Source organism: Kitasatospora sp. NPDC058046, from assembly GCF_042885595.1.
Taxonomy (GTDB): domain Bacteria; phylum Actinomycetota; class Actinomycetes; order Streptomycetales; family Streptomycetaceae; genus Kitasatospora.
Genome location: NZ_JBHVRS010000059.1, coordinates 1 through 2500, shown reverse-complemented (window position 1 = coordinate 2500; position 2500 = coordinate 1). Strand labels below are relative to the sequence as shown.

The 2500-nt window shown below is 50.3% G+C and carries 2 rRNA genes (1 of these 2 cut by a window edge); both read right to left on the bottom strand.

The features are described 5' to 3' along the window. Positions 1–423 (bottom strand): 23S ribosomal RNA (locus ACFVU7_RS44935); it reaches 2507 nt to the left of the window's first position. A gap of 175 nt (positions 424–598) precedes the next feature. Next, a 16S ribosomal RNA gene (locus ACFVU7_RS44930) occupies positions 599–2148 on the bottom strand. The 16S and 23S rRNA genes sit together here, the layout of an rRNA operon. Positions 2149–2500 lie beyond the last annotated feature (352 nt).

Sequence of the window (2500 nt, the reverse complement as noted above, 5' to 3'; positions counted from 1 at the left end):
CGTACTCAGGATCCACTCAGGAGAGAACGAAGTTTTGACTACAGGGCTGTTACCTCCTATGGCGGGCCTTTCCAGACCTCTTCATCTACCTCGTTCCTTTGTAACTCCGTACAGAGTGTCCTACAACCCCAAGAGGCAAGCCTCTTGGTTTGGGCTGATCCCGTTTCGCTCGCCGCTACTCAGGGAATCGCATTTGCTTTCTCTTCCTCCGGGTACTTAGATGTTTCAGTTCCCCGGGTATGCCTTCTCATACTCTATGTATTCAAGTATGGATACCACTCCATTACGAGTAGTGGGTTTCCCCATTCGGAAATCTCCGGATCAAAGCTTGCTTACAGCTCCCCGAAGCATATCGGTGTTCGTCCCGTCCTTCATCGGCTCCTAGTGCCAAGGCATCCACCGTGCGCCCTTTCTAACTTAACCGTTAAAAAGAATCACTACGTGATATCTTGCATTACTAATTGAATGTGAATTACTTCTGTTATCTAGTTTTCAAAGAACAACATCTCGAAGAATCGAATGATCCTTCAAAACTAAACAAGACAGGGAACGTTCTGTTTATAAGACCCAAGGTCTTATATTCCGTTAAAATCCTTAGAAAGGAGGTGATCCAGCCGCACCTTCCGATACGGCTACCTTGTTACGACTTCACCCCAATCATCTATCCCACCTTCGGCGGCTGGCTCCATAAAGGTTACCCCACCGACTTCGGGTGTTACAAACTCTCGTGGTGTGACGGGCGGTGTGTACAAGGCCCGGGAACGTATTCACCGCGGCATGCTGATCCGCGATTACTAGCGATTCCAGCTTCACGCAGTCGAGTTGCAGACTGCGATCCGAACTGAGAACAGATTTGTGGGATTGGCTTAACCTCGCGGTTTCGCTGCCCTTTGTTCTGCCCATTGTAGCACGTGTGTAGCCCAGGTCATAAGGGGCATGATGATTTGACGTCATCCCCACCTTCCTCCGGTTTGTCACCGGCAGTCACCTTAGAGTGCCCAACTGAATGCTGGCAACTAAGATCAAGGGTTGCGCTCGTTGCGGGACTTAACCCAACATCTCACGACACGAGCTGACGACAACCATGCACCACCTGTCACTCTGCCCCCGAAGGGGACGTCCTATCTCTAGGATTGTCAGAGGATGTCAAGACCTGGTAAGGTTCTTCGCGTTGCTTCGAATTAAACCACATGCTCCACCGCTTGTGCGGGCCCCCGTCAATTCCTTTGAGTTTCAGTCTTGCGACCGTACTCCCCAGGCGGAGTGCTTAATGCGTTAGCTGCAGCACTAAGGGGCGGAAACCCCCTAACACTTAGCACTCATCGTTTACGGCGTGGACTACCAGGGTATCTAATCCTGTTCGCTCCCCACGCTTTCGCGCCTCAGCGTCAGTTACAGACCAGAGAGTCGCCTTCGCCACTGGTGTTCCTCCACATCTCTACGCATTTCACCGCTACACGTGGAATTCCACTCTCCTCTTCTGCACTCAAGTTCCCCAGTTTCCAATGACCCTCCCCGGTTGAGCCGGGGGCTTTCACATCAGACTTAAGAAACCGCCTGCGCGCCCTTTACGCCCAATAATTCCGGACAACGCTTGCCACCTACGTATTACCGCGGCTGCTGGCACGTAGTTAGCCGTGGCTTTCTGGTTAGGTACCGTCAAGGTGCCGCCCTATTTGAACGGCACTTGTTCTTCCCTAACAACAGAGCTTTACGATCCGAAAACCTTCATCACTCACGCGGCGTTGCTCCGTCAGACTTTCGTCCATTGCGGAAGATTCCCTACTGCTGCCTCCCGTAGGAGTCTGGGCCGTGTCTCAGTCCCAGTGTGGCCGATCACCCTCTCAGGTCGGCTACGCATCGTCGCCTTGGTGAGCCGTTACCTCACCAACTAGCTAATGCGCCGCGGGTCCATCTGTAAGTGGTAGCCGAAGCCACCTTTTATGTCTGAACCATGCGGTTCAAACAACCATCCGGTATTAGCCCCGGTTTCCCGGAGTTATCCCAGTCTTACAGGCAGGTTACCCACGTGTTACTCACCCGTCCGCCGCTAACATCAGGGAGCAAGCTCCCATCTGTCCGCTCGACTTGCATGTATTAGGCACGCCGCCAGCGTTCGTCCTGAGCCAGGATCAAACTCTCCGATAAAGTAGTTTGACTGACTACGCACATCGCTGTGCGATTTATTTAAAACTTTGAATTAACAGGTACGTTTTGTCTTGTTTAGTTTTCAAAGATCATTTTGTCTTTCGTTCAAGCGACTTTATTATTATATCTTATCAATCTCTTGAAGTCAACAACTTTTTGAATTTCTTTTTTTCGTCAGCGCCTTGTTTAGCGGCAACGAATAATAATATACCACCTCACAAATAATAGTGCAATAGTTTTTTAAAAGAAAATCAAAAAAGTTTTACGAGCGGCTTGTTTCTAAAAAAGCGCCGTACTGCGATAAGCAGAAACGGCGCCTGCCCTTTTATTAGCGTTGTCTCATTTGAGGGAA